This is a genomic window from Burkholderia sp. Ac-20345 (genome assembly GCF_017104825.1).
Lineage (GTDB): Bacteria > Pseudomonadota > Gammaproteobacteria > Burkholderiales > Burkholderiaceae > Burkholderia > Burkholderia lata_B.
On sequence record NZ_JAAGPO010000032.1, the window covers coordinates 55,019 to 71,614 of the forward strand.

Annotated in this window: 9 protein-coding genes; 8 read left to right on the forward strand and 1 reads right to left on the reverse strand. The window is 63.8% G+C overall.

Features of this window, described 5'->3' with window-relative positions; genetic code table 11:
- Positions 1-56: 56 nt before the first annotated feature.
- The 8 genes from G3O06_RS14720 to G3O06_RS14755 all read left to right on the forward strand — a co-directional run bounded on the left by G3O06_RS14720 (position 57) and on the right by G3O06_RS14755 (position 15,853).
- Positions 57-986, forward strand: coding sequence for a 3-keto-5-aminohexanoate cleavage protein (locus G3O06_RS14720; RefSeq protein WP_174981099.1), 930 nt, complete (start codon positions 57-59; stop codon positions 984-986).
- Positions 987-1,078: 92 nt separating this feature from the next.
- On the forward strand, positions 1,079-2,044 hold the full coding sequence (locus G3O06_RS14725; RefSeq protein WP_174970197.1) for an L-carnitine dehydrogenase: 966 nt from the start codon (positions 1,079-1,081) through the stop codon (positions 2,042-2,044).
- A gap of 12 nt (positions 2,045-2,056) precedes the next feature.
- Positions 2,057-2,545: a thioesterase family protein gene (locus G3O06_RS14730; RefSeq protein ID WP_205816517.1), complete on the forward strand. Its 489-nt coding sequence runs from the start codon at positions 2,057-2,059 to the stop codon at positions 2,543-2,545.
- A gap of 33 nt (positions 2,546-2,578) precedes the next feature.
- On the forward strand, positions 2,579-3,535 hold the full coding sequence (locus tag G3O06_RS14735; RefSeq protein ID WP_205816518.1) for an alpha/beta hydrolase: 957 nt from the start codon (positions 2,579-2,581) through the stop codon (positions 3,533-3,535).
- 22 nt (positions 3,536-3,557) lie between these two features.
- Positions 3,558-4,748: a TauD/TfdA family dioxygenase gene (locus G3O06_RS14740; RefSeq protein WP_205816519.1), complete on the forward strand. Its 1,191-nt coding sequence runs from the start codon at positions 3,558-3,560 to the stop codon at positions 4,746-4,748.
- 258 nt (positions 4,749-5,006) lie between these two features.
- The gene (locus G3O06_RS14745) at positions 5,007-13,034 is read left to right on the forward strand and encodes a hemagglutinin repeat-containing protein (protein ID WP_205816520.1); all 8,028 of its coding nucleotides are present in this window, start codon (positions 5,007-5,009) and stop codon (positions 13,032-13,034) included.
- Positions 13,031-13,303, forward strand: a complete 273-nt coding sequence (locus G3O06_RS14750; protein ID WP_205816522.1) for a hypothetical protein — start codon at positions 13,031-13,033, stop codon at positions 13,301-13,303. Before G3O06_RS14745 ends, G3O06_RS14750 begins: the two co-directional genes overlap by 4 nt.
- 789 nt (positions 13,304-14,092) lie before the next feature.
- Positions 14,093-15,853: a ShlB/FhaC/HecB family hemolysin secretion/activation protein gene (locus G3O06_RS14755; RefSeq protein ID WP_205816521.1), complete on the forward strand. Its 1,761-nt coding sequence runs from the start codon at positions 14,093-14,095 to the stop codon at positions 15,851-15,853.
- A 191-nt stretch (positions 15,854-16,044) separates the two neighbouring features.
- Here the strand turns inward: G3O06_RS14755 and G3O06_RS14760 are convergent, their stop codons facing one another.
- Positions 16,045-16,341 carry a DUF4148 domain-containing protein gene (locus G3O06_RS14760; RefSeq protein WP_039366237.1) on the reverse strand — a complete coding sequence of 99 codons (297 nt, stop codon included), beginning with the start codon at positions 16,339-16,341 and terminating at the stop codon, positions 16,045-16,047.
- Positions 16,342-16,596: the final 255 nt, after the last annotated feature.

Sequence of the window (16,596 nt, forward strand, 5' to 3'; positions counted from 1 at the left end):
CGCCCCGACGAAACACCCGCATTGCGACACAACCCGATTCAAGTGAGGCAACCAGCATGAACCATGAAGTCATCATCACCTGCGCCGTCACCGGCGCGGGCGATACGGTCGGCAAGCATCCGGCGATTCCGGTCACGCCGAAGGAGATCGCGGCCGCCGCGATCGAGGCCGCGAAGGCCGGGGCGACGGTGGCGCACTGCCACGTGCGCGATCCGCACACGGGGCGCGGCAGCCGCGACCCGAACCTGTACCGCGAAGTGGTCGACCGCATCCGCTCGGCCGACGTCGACGTGATCATCAACCTGACGGCCGGCATGGGCGGCGATCTCGAGATCGGCCCGGGCGAGGACCCGATGCGTTTCGGCAAGGGCACCGATCTCGTTGGCGGCCTCACGCGTCTCGCGCACGTCGAGGAACTGCTGCCCGAAATCTGCACGCTCGACTGCGGCACGCTGAATTTCGGCGACGGCGACTACATCTACGTATCCACGCCCGCGCAGTTGCGCGCCGGTGCGAAGCGCATCCAGGAACTCGGCGTGAAGCCGGAGCTGGAGATCTTCGACACGGGCCATCTGTGGTTCGCGAAGCAACTGTTGAAGGAAGGGCTGCTCGACGATCCGCCGCTGTTCCAGCTGTGCCTCGGCATTCCGTGGGGCGCACCGGCCGATACGGGCACGATGAAGGCGATGGTCGACAACCTGCCGCCGGGCGCGCACTGGGCCGGCTTCGGGATCGGCCGCATGCAGATGCCGATGGTCGCGCAGGCGATGCTGCTCGGCGGCCACGTGCGCGTCGGCCTCGAAGACAACATCTGGCTCGATCGCGGCGTGCATGCGACCAACGGCACGCTCGTCGAGCGCGCGAGAGAGATCATCGAACGGCTGGGCGCCCGTGTGCTGACGCCGGCCGAAGGCCGCCGCAAGCTCGGCTTGCCCGCACGCGGCGAGCGTCTGCTCGAACGCCGTGCGGTCGCCGAGTTCGCGTGAACGGTATCGCTGACTGACTGATTGATATGACGCGGCGGCATGCACAGGCGCGGCCGCCCACCGATTTCCCCTGATTTGAAGGATGCGTTGACATGGCTGTGAAGACCGACATCAAGACGTTCGCCGCCATCGGCACCGGCGTGATCGGCAGCGGATGGATTTCCCGCGCGCTCGCGCACGGTCTCGACGTGGTCGTCTGGGACCCCGCGCCGGGCGCGGAAGAGCGGCTGCGTGCGAACGTCGCGAACGCGTGGCCCGCACTCGAACGCGTCGGCCTCGCGCCGGGCGCCGATCCCGCGCGGCTGCGTTTCGTATCGACGATCGAGGAATGCGTCGCCGATGCGGATTTCATCCAGGAAAGCGCGCCCGAGCGCGAGGCGCTGAAGCTCGAACTGCACGAGCAGATCAGCCGCGCGGCGAAGCCCGATGCGATCATCGCGTCGTCGACGTCGGGCCTGCTGCCGACGGATTTCTACGCGCGGGCGACGCATCCGGAGCGCTGCGTGGTCGGCCATCCGTTCAATCCCGTCTACCTGCTGCCGCTCGTCGAAGTGCTCGGCGGCGCGCGCACGTCGCCGGAAGCGGTCGAAGGCGCGATGGAGATCTATCGCAAGCTCGGCATGCGGCCGCTGCACGTGCGCAAGGAAGTGCCGGGCTTCATCGCGGACCGCCTGCTCGAAGCGTTGTGGCGCGAGGCGCTGCACCTCGTCAACGAAGGCGTCGCGACGACCGGCGAGATCGACGACGCGATCCGCTTCGGCGCGGGCATCCGCTGGTCGTTCATGGGTACGTTCCTGACCTACACGCTCGCGGGCGGCGACGCGGGCATGCGACACTTCATGCAGCAGTTCGGCCCCGCGCTCGAACTGCCGTGGACGAAGCTGGTCGCGCCCACGCTGACCGATGCGCTGATCGACAGCGTCGTCGAAGGCACGACCGAACAGCAGGGCACGCGCAGCATCAAGGAACTCGAGCGCTATCGCGATGAGTGCATCACCGAGGTGCTGAAGTCGATCGCCGCGGTGAAGGCGCGGCACGGGATGCGATTCGAAGACTGAGGACGAGAGACGATGACCGGCGATACCCCGCTGACGATTTACCGCGACGTGGTGCGGCCCGAATGGGTCGACTACAACGGCCACCTGCGCGATGCGTTCTACCTGCTGATCTTCAGCTTCGCGACCGATGCGCTGCTGGATCGCATCGGCCTGGACGACACCGCGCGTCGCGAGCGGGGCCGCTCGGTCTACACGCTCGAAGCGCACGTGAACTACCTGCACGAGATCAAGGAGGGCACGCGGGTGCGCGTCGACGCGCGCGTGCTCGCGCATGACGCGAAGCGGCTGCACCTGTATCTCGAGCTGTTCGCTGACGGGCATGACGATGCGGTATCGGCGAGTGAGCAGATGCTGCTGCACGTCGATACGCGCGACGGCGCGAAGTCGGCGCCGTTCGACGACGACGTGGCCGCACGCGTGGCCGAGCTGCATGCATTGCAGCGCGATTGCGCGGCACCCGCGTATGCGGGCCGCGTGATCGGGCTGCCGCCGCGCCGATAGCCGGCGCGAACCTTCAACCGCGGAGCGCACACGATGCTCGAACCGGAAATCGCGACGTTCGTTGCAGCCGTCGACGCGTGGTATCCGGCCGACGCGGCGGCACGCTCGCCCGGCGAGCAGCGCCGCCTGTACGACCGCTTCGCGGCCGAATGGACGCCGGCCGCGCTGCCGGCCGGCATCGTGCAGCAGGACGCCGTCTGGCATGCACCCGACGGCCGCGCGATCGCGTTGCGGCGCTATACGTCTGCACACGGCACGCCGCGCGGCACGGTGCTGTTCTTTCATGGCGGCGGCTTCGTTGTCGGCTCGCTCGACAGTCACTCGCTGATCACCGCGCAACTGGCGGCCGATACGGGGCTCGACGTGATCGCGGTCGACTACCGGCTGGCGCCCGAGCATCGTGCGCCGGCCGCGCTTGAGGATTGCCTGGATGTCACGCGCGCCGCGCGCGACGCACGCTGGCCGTTCGGGCCGTGCGTGCATCCGCTGACGCTCGCGGGCGACAGCGCGGGCGGCATGCTCGCGGCGGCCGTGGCCACCGCGTTGCGCGATGCGGGCGAAGGCGGTGTCGACGGCATCGCGCTCGTCTATCCGATGCTCGGGTTCGAACCGCAATCGCCCGCGCGCGAAACGGAAGCGTACGCGCCGATGCTGACGCTCGACGACGTCCATCGCTATCGCGCGCTGTATTGGGAAGGCGGCTTGCTCGATGCGCTGGGAGACGGCAACCCACTGCTGCGCGCGTCGGTGCCGCTCGCGGCTTCGCGTTTCGACGGCCTGCCGCCCGTGCTTGCGATCGGCGCGGAACACGATCCGCTGCGCGACGATGCGCGCGTGTACGTCGAACGGATTCGCGCGGCCGGCGGTGCCGCGCACTACTGGATGGGAGAGGGGCTGGTGCACGGCTGCTGGCGCGCGCTCGGAACGAGTCCGCAGGCGGCACGGATGCACCGGACGGTCGGCGGGTTTCTGCTCGCACCACACGCGTAGCGGGCGTTTCCGGGAGGCAACGATGCAGGCAGTGCAACACCGTATCGAGGACTGGCGGACGTTTTCGGCCGAGGTGGCCATTGCGGCCGCGACGATTGGCGATGGCGCGGTGGACGTCGAATGGAGCGACACGCGACGATCGCCGTTTCATTTCGACTGGCTACGCGACAACTGCGCGTGTTCAGCCTGCGTGCATGCCGTCACGCGTGAACAGGTGTTCGAGATCGCCGATGCGCGCGAGGATCTCTCCGCGCTCACGGTGCACGTCGAAGCCGATGGCGCGCTGCATGTCGAGTGGAACGACGGACATCGCAGCGCGTGGTCGCCGGGCTGGCTGCGCGCGCATGCGTACGACGATGCGTCGCGCGCGGAGCGCCAGGCCGCGCACGGGCGGCACGTGTGGGCCGGCGACGACGCGACGGCCATCGGCGTGTTTGCGTGGCGCGACGTGATGGAGGACGACCACGCGTTGCTCGCGTGGCTCGCCGCGTTGCAGCGCACGGGGCTGACGCTCGTCGAAGGCGTGCCGGCCGAGCGCGGTCGTGTCGACGAGATCGCGCGCCGCATCGGCCTGATCCGCGAAAGCAATTTCGGCGTGCTGTTCGACGTCGAATCGAAGCCGCGCCCGGACAGCAATGCGTATACGTCGCTGAACCTGCCGCCGCATACCGATCTGCCGACCCGCGAGTTGCAGCCGGGCGTGCAGTTCCTGCATTGCCTCGCGAACGACGCGACCGGCGGCGACAGTGTGTTCCTCGACGGCTTCGCGCTGGCGGATGCGCTGCGGCGCGAGCATCCGGCCGATTTTGAACAACTCGCGTCGACACCGTTCGAGTTCTGGAACAAGAGTGCGAACAGCGACTATCGCTGCTCGGCGCCGGTGATCGGACTCGATGCACGCGGCAACGTCACCGAGGTGCGCGTCGCGAACTTCCTGCGCGGGCCGCTCGATGCGCCGGCCGGCTCGGTCGCGGCCGTCTATCGTGCGTACCGGCGGTTCCTCGCGCTGGCGCGCGAGCCGCGCTTTCGCGTGCAGCGCCGGCTGCGGGCGGGCGACATGTGGGCGTTCGACAACCGGCGCGTGCTGCATGCGCGCACCGAGTTCGATCCGTCTACCGGCCGCCGGCACCTGCAGGGCTGCTATGTCGATCGCGACGAACTGTTGTCGCGGTGGCGTGTGTTGTCGCGTTCGGCAGCTGCCGTGGCCGGATAGGCGGATCGGTTATTGCAAAGAGACAGTTGCTGAAACATAACAGCCGACCCGGTGGGTCGGCTTTTTCATTTTCGCCGACGCCAATGCCACGCGGGCGAATCGTCGATGCCATTCACCTTCGCACACGATCAACACGCAACACGCGTCAATCGGACGTGTCAGATTTTTATTGCTTCGTAGTATTTATGAAACGCCATCCGTTTCTCGAAATTGTTTCGAATATGGTTCATCGATCTGCAAAGTACCAGCAAAATAACGATGAACGGAAAGACCTACCGCTTGGTGTATTCCAGGCTCCGGGAGATGGTGGTGGCTGTAGGGGAAACGGCTACCACTGCGGGGAAATCGGCCGGTGGCGAGACGCATTCGCAACGGCGCGGCGTGTCGCGCGGCGCCGTCGTGACGACGATGGCCGCGATGTTCGGCGCGGCGCCAGCGATCATCCACGCGCAGATCGCACCAACGCCCGGCATACCGACGCACGTGATCCAGACGCCGAGCGGATTGCCGCAAGTCAACATCGCGAAGCCGTCTGGCGCAGGCGTGTCGGTGAATACGTACAACCAGTTCGATGTTCAGAAGAGCGGCGCGATCCTGAATAACTCGCCGACGATGGTCCAGACCCAGCAGGCGGGGATGATCAACGGCAACCCGAACTTCGGTTCCGGCCAGTCTGCTCGCATCATCGTCAACCAGGTCAACAGCACGTCCGCGAGCCAGATTCGAGGCTATGTGGAGGTCGCCGGCAACCGTGCGGAAGTCGTGTTGGCGAACCCGACCGGCATCGTGGTCGATGGCGGCGGTTTCATCAATACCAGTCGCGCCACGTTGACGACCGGCCAGCCGTACTACGGTGCAGATGGTTCGCTGGCAGGCTATCACGTCGACCGTGGACTGATCACGGTCCAGGGTGCGGGTCTGAATGCCTCGAACGTTGATCAGGTGGACCTGATCTCCCGTGCCGTGCAGGTCAATGCGGCGATTTATGCGAAGGACCTGAACGTAGTCGGCGGTGCCAATCAGGTTGATCGCAATACGCTCGCGGCCACGCTGACTCAAGGCGAAGGTGCAGCACCGAGCGTGGCGATCGACGTCAGTCAACTGGGCGGCATGTATGCCGACCGAATCCTGCTGGTCTCGAACGAACATGGCGTGGGCGTGGCCAACGCGGGGACGATTGCCGCGCAGTCGGGCGACCTGACGCTGCAATCGAATGGGCGTCTCGTGCTGGTCGGCAAGACGAACGCGGCCGGCAATCTCACGATTGCTGCTCAGGACGGCATCGAGAACAGCGGCACGACCTATGGTGAGCAGCACGTCTCGGTATCGACCGCGGGTACGCTGGCGAACAGCGGCGCGCTAGCGGCGCTCCAGAACCTGAACATCGCTGCTGGCAACATCGCATCGACGGGCTCGCTGGGCGCAGGCGTGAAGGCGGATGGCGCGGTTGGCGGTAGCGGAGACCTGACCGTCGCGGCAACCGGTCAGTTGACAGCGACGGGCCAGAACGTCGCGGGCGGTAACCTTGCGCTGACGGGCAGCGGTGTCGATCTGTCGGGCTCGAAGACAGCCGCGAACGCAGACGTTTTGCTGCGTGCACAGGCGGGCGACCTCAAACTGGTCAACGCGACGACCAGCGCGCAACGCGCGATCGACGTGCGTGCATCAGGCACGCTGCGCAACGATCGCGGCACGCTGTCGAGCCGGACCGGCACGACGATTCAGGTCGGCAGTCTGTCGAATCGGGGCGGACAGATCTCGGCAGTCGGGCCACTCGCAATCAACACATCGGCAGAAGTCGCGAACCAGGGCGGCACGCTCGTCACCGACGGCGCACTGACGCTGAACGCGGGCGAGATCGCGAACAACGCCGGCACGATGCAAAGCGGCGGCGTTTTGTCAGTGACGGGCACTTCGCTCGACAACACGGCGGGCCGGATCGTGTCGCTGAATGCGGACGGTATGTCGCTGTCGACGACTGGCCAACTGACAAACGCTGGCGGCACGACGGCGACCGGCGCGCAAGGTGGTGTGATTGGCGGTAACGGAGACCTGTCGGTGCACGCCGGCGCCGTCGTCAACCGAGGCAGCCTGACGGCACAGCACGCGCTGCAGGTCACGACTATCCGGCTCGACAACGGCGATGGTGCGATAACGGCGGACCGGCTGCACGTGACGGCCACGGATCTGCAGAATACGCGCGGCATGCTCACGCAGTATGGCGGTCAGGATACGGTGCTCAATGTTAGCGGCACGTTCGACAACGCGAATGGCACGATCCAGACCAACGGCGTGAATTTGACGCTGGCACCGTCGATGCTGAACAACGCGAGCGGCACAATGATCCACGCCGGCACGGGCGCGTTGATCCTGATGCCGGGCCTCGGTTCGGGGCTGCTGGCGAACGCGGGCGGTTCAATCGTGAGCCGCGGGACGGTCGCGTTGTCGGCGGGTGCCTTCGACAACATCGGTGGCACGCTCGCCGCGCTTGGTTCGGTCTCGGCCCGAATCGGCGGCGAACTGAACAACACGGGCGGCTCGCTTGTGGCCGGCGGCGACGTGACGCTCGATGCTGGTTCAGTGATCAACGCGCAAGGCGGCCAGTTGAGTGGCGCGAATGTACAGCTTCGGGCGGATAGCCTGAACAACGACGGCGGCCGGATTACCGGCGCCGACGGCGACATCGGCATCGTGATGACGGGCGCGGTGTCCAACGCGGGTGGCCAATTCGGTGCGACGCGCAATCTTTCGGTGAGCGCGAGCACGCTCTACGGCGGTGGTGCGTACAGCGCGGCGAATGACCTGACGCTGAATCTGCAGGGTGACTTTACGAACGCGCCGACCTATCGGTTCAACGTCGGCCGTAACCTGGCGTTCACGCTGCCAGGCACGTTCAGCAACGTCGGCGAACTGCTTGCCGTCGGCGATCTGACCATCGACGCCGGTACCGTGGTGAACAGAGGCGCGATCAACGCCGGCAACTGGCTGCGCACGAACTCGGACACGCTGACCAACACTGGGGCGATGGTGGGCGGCAGCGTGTCGCTGGCGGCCGCATTCTCGTTGACGAACGTTGGTCCGACCGCGTTGATCGGTGCGTCGGACGGCAACGGCATGCTCGAACTGCTCGCGCAGACCATCGAGAATCGCGACGACACGACGGCAACCGACACCCCGGCGCTGACCGCGATCTACGGCCTGGGCCGCGTGGTGCTGGCGGGGGGCAAGGACGCGGCTGGCCGATACACGAAGGCGGCACGCATCCTGAACCAGTCGGGGCTGATCCAGTCCGACGGCGACATGGCACTGCATGCGGATCTCGTGACGAACACCCGGCGCGAGATGCAGACGGCGTGGACCTCGCAAGTGGATGCCGCGCTGCTGGAAACCCTCGGCATCAGCCTGAGCGGGCGGGTCGGCGAAGTCAACGTGAAGGATCCGGCGAACATTGGCGGTGTGTATATCGAGCCGCCGCACGGCGGCAAGGACAATAGCGACTACCTGTACACGACCTACACGGGTACGCTGCTGGCAAACCTCGTCTCCAAGATCAGTCCGGCGGCGCAGATCGTGGCCGGCGGCAATCTGGATGCCTCGTCGGTCGACACCCTCCAGAATTACTGGAGCCGCGTGACGGCGGCCGGCGACATCGCCATGCCCGGCATGCTCGATCAGGATAGCTGGAAGGGACAGCTTGCGCCGCAGATCAAGGTCACATACACCGGCCAGTACTGGTACCGCACCTACAAAGGCAGGATCTGGAGCTATTCGTTCTGCGACGCGCCCGGCTGCAACGGGCCATCGGACGTGCGCGAGTATGCGCTGCCGAGCTACGAATCGAGCATTGTCGCGAACGGCACGCTGAGCGGTACGGGCGTGAGTGTCGACAACCCGGCCGGAAACGCGGGGATTCCGTCGATCGGCTTGCCGCCCGGCGTCGATGTCGGCGGCGGCATCGACCGGGTGATCGCCAGCGCGACTGCGGTCGATGTGCTGAAGAACCTGACCATTCCGCAGGGCGGCTTGTTCCACCCGCACCCGGCGTCAGATGCGAACTACCTGATCGAGTCGAATCCGGCATTCACGAGCACGCGGTCGTTCATGTCGAGCGACTACTACCTGCGGCAACTCGGGCTGAACCCGGACCAGACGGAAAAGCGCCTGGGAGACGGGTTCTACGAGCAATGGCTGGTGCGCAACCAACTCACGTCCCTGACGGGCAAGACTGTACTCGGACCGTACACGGACATCGAATCGATGTATCAGGCGCTGCTGTCGTCCGGGGCGGAACTGTCGAAATCGCTCAACCTGCCGCTGGGGATGGGGCTGTCGGCCGAGCAGGTCGCGCAGTTACAGGGCAACGTGGTGCTGATGGAGAAGCGCGTCGTCGACGGGCAGGCGGTGCTGGTGCCGGTCGTGTATCTGGCGCAGGCAAGCCAGCCGGACATGAGCGGTGGTCCGCTGATCGCGGCGGGGAACATCGACCTGAGGGACGTGCAGTCGTTTTCGAACGGCGGCACGATCCGAGCGACGGACAGCCTGTCGATCGATGGTCAAAGCATCGACAATCGCTTCGGCGCACTGCAAAGCGGCGGCCGGATGACACTCGCGACGACCGGTACGATCGACCTGACCTCGGCGAGCGTGAAGGCAGGCGGTCTGGCGCTGGCGGCCGGCGGCGATCTGATCCTCGATACCGCGACGCAGGCACGGCATCAGACGAACGCCGATGGCGCAACGCGGGTCTCGACGACGCTCGGACCACAGGCGAGCATCGATGTCGCGGGCAACGCGGCGATCGCGACGGGTGGCAACTTCCAGCAGAACGCTGGGAGGCTGAGTGTCGATGGCGATCTAGGGATGCGGGTTGGCGGCGACTGGACACTCGGCGCGCAGCAAGTCGGCGAGCGCAAGGTGGTCGAGCGGGCGAATGGCGTATCCGATACGGATATCAATCGGTCGGTGGGCAGCTCGGTCAAGGTTGGCGGCAAGTCAGCGATCGCGGTAGGTGGAGACGTGACCGCAAAGGGGGCGCAAATCGAGCTTGGTGGCGGCGGCGCAATCGTGGCCGGCGGCACCGTGACGCTGGGCGCGGCGAGCGCGACGTCGACCGTGAACAGCAGCAGCTCGGGCAACGAAGGGAACCGCAGCTACGCGGAAACCTACCACTCGTCGGATCAAGCGCTGACGGGCACGACGCTGACGGGTGGCGACAACGTGGCGATCGTCGCAGGCAAGGACCTGAACGTGATCGGCAGCGCGATCAGCCTGGACAAGGGCAATGCCTCGCTGGCCGCAGCCGGCGACGTGAACATCGGCGCGGCAACCGAGACGCACGAACTGAATGCGCATGAAACGCACAGCCGAAGCGGCGTGGTGAGCGGAACGAAGGTCGCGAGCGGGATCGACCAGACGATGACGCTGAACCAGGGCAGCCTGGTGTCGGCGGATGGCGTGACGATCGCAGCTGGCCGGGATCTGATCGTCCAGGGCAGCACGGTCGTCGGCACGAACGATGTTGCGCTCGGCGCGGTGCGCAACGTGACGATCACGGCGTCGCAGGATACCTTGACGTCGTCGAGCTACTACCAGAAGAAGGAAACGGGGCTGATGTCGGGCGGCGGGCTGTCGGTGTCGGTCGGCAGCAGTTCGCTCAAGACGACCAGCCAGACGAGCGACGTGTTGAACAACGCCAGCATGATCGGCTCATTGAACGGCAGCCTGAAAATCACAGCCGGGAACGATCTGCACGTGACGGGCAGTGACCTGATTGCGGCACAGAACATCAGCGGCACCGGTGCGAACGTGACGATCGACGCGGCACAGGACTTCGGCCATCGTGCGCAGACGCAGGAAATTTCGAAGAGCGGGCTGACGCTGGCGTTGAAGGCGCCGGTGATCGATGCGGTGTCGAACGCGGTCGGCCAGTCGCGTGCGGCGAGCCAGGGCCAGGATGGCCGCGCGGCGGCATTGCACGGGATGGCTGCGGCGAGTGCGGCGTGGGACGCGAACATGGCTGCCGGCGATCTGGTCAGGGCATTGGGAGCGGGCGAGACGCCGCAGTTCAAGGTGGAGGCCAGTATCGGCAGCAGTCACAGCAAGAGTGCCTTCAGCGAAGACAGGGTGACGAATCGCGGCTCGAGCGTGAACGCGGGCGGGACTGTGGCGTTTGCCGCGACCGGCAACGGGCAGCCGGGGAGCGGCAATGTGACGATCGCCGGTTCTGACGTGAACGCGAACGATGTGATCCTGGCCGCGAAGAACCAGGTCAATATCGTCAATACGACGGATACCGATGCGACGCGCAGCACGAACGAATCGAAGAGCGCGAGTGTGGGCGTGTCGGTGGGCACGGGCGGCTTTGGCGTGTCGGCGGCGATGTCGAAGGCCAATGGCGACGGCAACAGCGATCTGGCCACGCAGAACAACAGCCACGTGAATGCGGCGAACACGGTCACGATCATCTCGGGTGGCGATACGAACATCGTCGGCTCGAACGTGAGCGGGAATCAGGTGAATGCCGACGTGGGCGGGAACCTGAACATCGCAAGCGTGCAGGACACGTTGTCGAGCGCGGCGCATCAGTCGAGTTCGGGTGGCGGCTTCAGTGTCAGTCAGGGTGGCGCCAGTGCGAACTTTAGCCAGAGCAAGGGCAACGCGACGGGCAGCTATGTGGGCGTCGCCGAGCAGGCCGGGATTCAGGCGGGTGATGGCGGCTTCAATCTCAACGTCAAGGGCAATACCGACCTGAAGGGCGCGGTGATCGCGAGTGACGCGGATGCGTCGAAGAATTCGCTGACGACCGGATCGTTGTCTTTCTCGGAAGTTCAGAACCAGTCGAGCTACGACGCGAAGTCGAGCGGGTTCAGCGCGGGCGCGACCACGGGCGATGGCGGGATGAACTACAGCACGCACGGCAGCGGGTCGGGTAAGAACATGGGCGGCGCGTCACCCATGCTCGGTCAGCACGAGAGCGGCAGCGATAGCGCGACGACGAAAAGCGGTGTGAGCGCAGGGGCCGTCACGATTACGGATTCGGCGAACCAGAAGCAGGATGTGGCGAGCCTGAACCGCGATACGACCGATACGAATGGCACGGTAGCCAGGCTGCCGGACATGCAGAACCTGCTGAGCAAGCAGGCGGAGATGATGTCGGCGGCCAGTGCGGCAGGTGAGGCGGTATCGCGTCGGATCGGCGATTTTGCTGACCGGATGAAGAAGGAAGCTACGGAGAATGGCGATCAGGCAGGCGTCGACGCATGGAAGGAAGGCGGCGCGAACCGCGCGCTAATGCAAGGCGCGGGTGCAGCGCTGGTGACGGGGCTGGCGGGTGGGAATGCAGTCGGCGGTGCTGCGGGTGCAGCGATTGCGTCGATCGCAGCAGGCAAGCTGAACGACCTGAGTAGCGCGATTGCGGGGAGCGATCCGACCGGTAACGCCAAAATGAATCAGGCGCTGGGCAATATCGTGGCGAATGTGATCGCGACGGGGGCGGGTGGGGTTGTCGGCGGTGAGGCGGGGGCGTTCTCGGGGTACAACGTTGATCGGTTTAATCGACAGCTCCATCCGGACGAAAGGACGCTGGCGAAGCAGTTGGCCGGGAAGAGCAAGGGCACATATACCCCTGAGCAGATCGAGGAGCAGATGCGGCTTATGGGCGTGGTCTATGTGGCTGGGGGATCGGTGGCGCCGGGTGTGGCCGAGGAACTGAACGGGCGTACCTCGACAGATCCGGGCGTGAGTTGGATCGATACGGGCCTGACCAACGCAAATGGGAATCCGCTGGTTATCCAAGTGCTACCGCAGGCGAATCCGGCGTTGCAAGAGTTCATCATGGCGAATTACAACTCGGCCAGGCCGGGGCAGATACCAAGTGCATATGCGTATGTGCCAACACCGGTCCCGACGGATATTCGGGGGACGGTGGCCAATGTGGCGGGGGGTGTTTCGACGGCGGCGTGGCGGTTTGGGGCCATCACGGCGGCTGGGGCGTCCATCCCGTCGCCTTACGCGCCGGGGCTGTCCACGGCATCCTATCTGTCTGCTGTTGCGGGTATTACAGCCGATGCGATAGCGCAGATTGCAAAACCCGATGTGGGTCAATATGCCGTATCTGGCGTCACTGGTTTGATCGCTGGAAACTTATCCGATCGACTTCCGGGCCTTGCGCCAGCGATGAACGAGACTGCGAACACGTTCAACAATAGCAACGTGGGTAAGCAGGTGCAGAATTCCCTGAACAAATACTGGGCTGAATTCGTTAATTATTGGAGTGGTGGGCAATGAAAATCCGGTTCATTGAGGATGGGAATTTGGCGCGATGGGCGCGAACTTGCGTGCTAATTGTTGGTCTTCTAATTATGTTGGTCGCTTACAAATACGTACCGCCTGCACCATTTGGCGGCTTACTGCTGCTGTTTGGGTTAGGAGTCGCTGCTATTGGTGGGTATGCGAGTAGAGCACATTTGCTGCACATTAAGCCCTTTGACAACAGCTACAAGAAGGCGCGCGAGAGCTACAAGCAGAAGGACGACGAGGAAGATCAAACGAAGTAGAAAGTGACGAGCCCGGTGTGTGCTGGGTTCGTTACTTATACAGGTTTCGCACGTCGCTGGCGCCACGCATGTCGCTTGGCTTCGAACCGCTGCTCATCACGGCTGCGTTCCTGAAAAGGATGGCTTAAGAAGTGATCGAAAGGACGCTCGCGAAACAACTGGCTGAAAGGTGCGGCGGTAGGTGCACGTTAGAGTAGATCAAGGACAGATTCGGATTACGGGCGCTCCGATTTTGGAAGGTTGATAATCTGATGCGCTTGGTGCGTTGATTGAACGGATAGTGACTGATTCCGGAATCGGATTTCAATGAAAATCCAGTTTTTGCCTCACTCTGGCGCGGAGTTTGGAATGATGGAGTGCTGCGTAATGGTATTTAATCGTAGGTCGGAATTTAAGCGACCGAGGGTAAGCTCGTATCGTCAAAATAAATTGACTCGTTTTGCGTTTGGCGTGGTCGGGTTTGTCGTGAGTGGCGTGAGGTGTGTTTTCGTTTCCATTTCAATAATATTGCAAACGCTGATTGAGTGTGTCGGTGGTTCGACCGTCGCGCCTTTCAATAGAAAGAGTTGGCTTGTCTTGTTTGGGGCGATTGTGTTCACTGCGATACTGATATTTTTGGGTATCTATTTAAGAAATTGATCTCTCGGTCAAGGTGGATTTTGGGCACTGGAAGAATGGCTGGCTATGGCTGTCGAAGCAATGTCATGTTGCAAATATTATTTCAAAATTTCATTCGACTGAGGGTTAATTAAAACGCTCGGTATAAAAAGTATGTAAAAGAAATCCAAAATGAGGAACATTTTTCCACTTGTGGTGTTGCCACTCGCCTTTGCCTCGCATGCAGCGATTGCACAGCAGCAAAAACCGACAGCAACTGACGCGGAGGCGGCCGCACGCGCAAACGCGGAACAGATACAGCAGTTGCAACAGCAACGCGAGGCGCAACAACGCGAGGCCGCCGTCCATACACCGACGGTGCGCTCAGACATGCATGTCATTGAGGCTCACCCGGTGCTACCGGAGGAATTGCCTTGCTTCTGCATCGACCGTTACGTGCTCAAAGTTCCAGAAGCACTGCCTGACGCAGTGAAGTCCCAAGCCGCATCGGCACTCCCCCAGGACCATTTCGCGTTCGCACGCGATTGGCTCGATCACTACACCGGCGCCTGCATTGGAAAACAAGGCGTCGATACGCTCGTCAAAAGCCTGTCGCAAATCATCCTGTCGCGCGGCTACGTCACGACGCGTGTGCTGCTGACGGAACAGGATCTGTCATCCGGCACGCTGACGCTTGCACTGATCCCCGGCGTGATCCGTCACGTGCGTTTCGCCGACGACACACTGCGCGGCACGTGGAAAACCGCCTTCCCGACCCGCGACGGCGACCTCCTGAGCCTTCGTGATCTCGAACAGGGCCTCGAACAGATGAAACGCGTGTCGAGCCAGGACGTCTCGATGCAGATCGTTCCTGCCGACACGCCCGGCGAAAGCGATGTCGTGCTCGACGTGAAGCGCGGCAAGCCGTGGGCGGTGGTCGCGTCGGTCGACAACTCGGGCACGCGCGCGACCGGCAGGCTGCAGGGCAACCTGTCGCTCGGCATCGACAACCCGCTGGGGCTCAACGACATCTTCAACATCGGCGTGAGCCAGGATCTCGAACTCGGCGACAAGGGCCTCGGCTCGCACGGCTGGAACGGCTTCTATTCGATTCCGTGGGGCTTCTGGACGGCGACGCTCTCCGCCTACACGAACACCTACTATCAACAGATCGCAGGCGTGAACCAGACGTTCGTCGCAAGCGGCAACTCGAAGACGGTCGACGTAAAGCTGCACCGCGTACTCGCACGCAGCCAGAACGACGTACTCGGTACGCAAATCCGCCTGTCGCGTCGTTTTGGTCGAAGCTTCATCGAAGACACCGAGATCCCGCAGCAGCGCCGCAACAACACGTTCGTCGAAATCGGCCTGACCGATCGCCACTACTTCGGCGGCGCTCAGTTCGACGGCACGCTCGCCTACCGCCAGGGCCTCGGCGCGTTCGGCGCACAGGGCGACATTCTCGCGCTGGACGGCGGCCCGACGTATCGCTACAAGATGGCTGTCCTTGACGCGAACCTGTCGGTGCCGTTCGCGATTGCGCGGCGGCCGTTCCGCTACGTGACGACCGTTCACGGTCAACATACCGGCAACACGCTGTACTACATCGATAACCTGTCGATCGGTAGCCGCTACACGGTGCGCGGCTTCGATGGCGAGACGATGCTGTCCGCCGCCCGCGGCTTCTACTGGCGTAACGAGTTGCAGGCGCCGATCAGGCAGACCGGGCACGCGGTCTATGCAGGTCTCGACTACGGTCGCGTGTGGGGCCCGCAACCCGTTGCGCTGGTCGGGACGCAGTTGGCGGGCGCGGCAATCGGGATCAAGGGTAGTGTCGGCACACGCTTCGGCATGTACGCCTACGACCTGTTTGTCGGCGCGCCGGTCTATAAGCCGTCGGGATTCGACACGGTGCGCTTGACGCTTGGTTTCCAACTGAACGCGCAGTATTGATCGTTCAACCGACGAGCGATTTTGGTGCGCATGCGAAAAAGCGCCCGGACGCCAGGCGCCCGGGCGAAGCCACCCGTTGCCGGGCGGCGGAGGTATGCGTTTCATAAAATAGGACGAGCCCCGCAAGGGGGCTCGTTCGGACTTTCCTGCTTCATCGCGCGACGCGCGGCGCCCGCCGAGGGCGCATCGGCTTACTGGCCGAAGAAGATCGAGTCGCGTGCGTTCGACGATGCAGCCGGGGCGCCCGAGTGGACGGCCGGAGCCGGTTGCGCGCCGTAGCCGCTGGTGTCGGCACCATGAACACGCGCTTCGGCGCTCTGGATGTCGTTCGGGTAGTACGGGCTCGACACGCCCGGCTTGTAGCCGGCTTGTTCGAGCTGAACCAGTTCGTTGCGCACTTGAGCGCGGGTCACGGTGCTTTGAGCGAATGCGCCAAACGAAGCGGACAGGGCGGCAGCGGCAACGACTGCGGAAACGAGCGATTTCATGATGACCTCCGGTGTTTTATTGAGTTCGCTCTCGACACCATGTCTTAAGCGATTGATCAAATCTTAGTCATCGGAGGGTTGAGGGTAAACGCTGATTTTGACGATAAATTGTTTCCTGGGTGGTAACAGTGGCGCGTCTAATCAGGCTTTCAACCGGCTTTCTTTTCGGTTGGCGCAACAAGTATGAAGAATATTGCGGAGGGCGAAGCGCGGCTCAGCGCACCTCGGCCGCCGTGTCGAACGGCCGGCCCGGCG

Coding starts and splice junctions, on each gene's coding strand:
- G3O06_RS14720 (WP_174981099.1), top strand. CDS start 57: ATGAACCATGAAGTCATCATCACCTGCGCCGTCACCGGCGCGGGCGAT.
- G3O06_RS14725 (WP_174970197.1), top strand. CDS start 1,079: ATGGCTGTGAAGACCGACATCAAGACGTTCGCCGCCATCGGCACCGGC.
- G3O06_RS14730 (WP_205816517.1), top strand. CDS start 2,057: ATGACCGGCGATACCCCGCTGACGATTTACCGCGACGTGGTGCGGCCC.
- G3O06_RS14735 (WP_205816518.1), top strand. CDS start 2,579: ATGCTCGAACCGGAAATCGCGACGTTCGTTGCAGCCGTCGACGCGTGG.
- G3O06_RS14740 (WP_205816519.1), top strand. CDS start 3,558: ATGCAGGCAGTGCAACACCGTATCGAGGACTGGCGGACGTTTTCGGCC.
- G3O06_RS14745 (WP_205816520.1), top strand. CDS start 5,007: ATGAACGGAAAGACCTACCGCTTGGTGTATTCCAGGCTCCGGGAGATG.
- G3O06_RS14750 (WP_205816522.1), top strand. CDS start 13,031: ATGAAAATCCGGTTCATTGAGGATGGGAATTTGGCGCGATGGGCGCGA.
- G3O06_RS14755 (WP_205816521.1), top strand. CDS start 14,093: ATGAGGAACATTTTTCCACTTGTGGTGTTGCCACTCGCCTTTGCCTCG.
- G3O06_RS14760 (WP_039366237.1), bottom strand. CDS start 16,341: ATGAAATCGCTCGTTTCCGCAGTCGTTGCCGCTGCCGCCCTGTCCGCT.